This is a genomic window from Solidesulfovibrio aerotolerans (assembly GCF_009856865.1).
GTDB lineage: Bacteria > Desulfobacterota > Desulfovibrionia > Desulfovibrionales > Desulfovibrionaceae > Solidesulfovibrio > Solidesulfovibrio aerotolerans.
The window spans coordinates 1-635 of sequence record NZ_WVUD01000128.1; the positions used below are offsets into that span (position 1 = coordinate 1).

1 protein-coding gene is annotated in these 635 nt (G+C 53.1%); it reads left to right on the forward strand.

All coding sequences use genetic code 11. The features are described 5' to 3' along the window. Window positions 1-117: 117 nt before the first annotated feature. Window positions 118-546 (forward strand): IS200/IS605 family transposase, encoded by a 429-nt coding sequence (gene tnpA / locus GTA51_RS20395; protein WP_160964309.1) that lies wholly within the window; start codon window positions 118-120, stop codon window positions 544-546. The last annotated feature ends 89 nt before the right edge of the window (window positions 547-635 follow it).

Below are 635 nucleotides of genomic sequence, written 5' to 3' on the forward strand. Positions count from 1 at the left end.
TAATAATAACGAGTAAACCCCCGGCTCTGCCGGGGGACTCACAAAGTTTGACAGTTCCGGGAATCGGAAGCCTCCATCGCTTGAACCGCTCAAAGTTCAAACAGACGGAGGCTTCCTGTGAACGACTACGAAAGCCTAAGCCACTCGGTATGGGACTGCAAGTACCACGTGGTTTGGATCCCTAAGTGCCGCAAAAAGGTTCTGTATGGCCAACTACGCGTGCATATGGGTGAAATTTTGCGGGAACTGGCCCGGCAGAAGGAGAGTAGGGTGGTCGAGGGGCACCTTATGCCTGACCACGTGCACATGCTCATCTCCATCCCTCCAAAATATGCAGTCGCTTCTGTTGTTGGTTTCGTCAAAGGGAAAAGTGCGATTCACATAGCAAGAAGTTTTATGGGGCGACGAAGGAACTTCGTGGGACAGAACTTTTGGGCGCGAGGCTACTTCGTTTCAACCGTCGGCCTGGATGAGGCTCTTGTTCGTGAGTACATCAGAAAGCAAGAGCATGAAGACCGTAGACTCGATCAGCTCAAATTGATGTAGCGGTTGCCGCCTTCAGGCGGCTCCAGTTCTCACCGCTTTGAGCGGTTAACTGCCTTGCATGCCCCCGGCTTTGCCGGGGGTAGCTGACT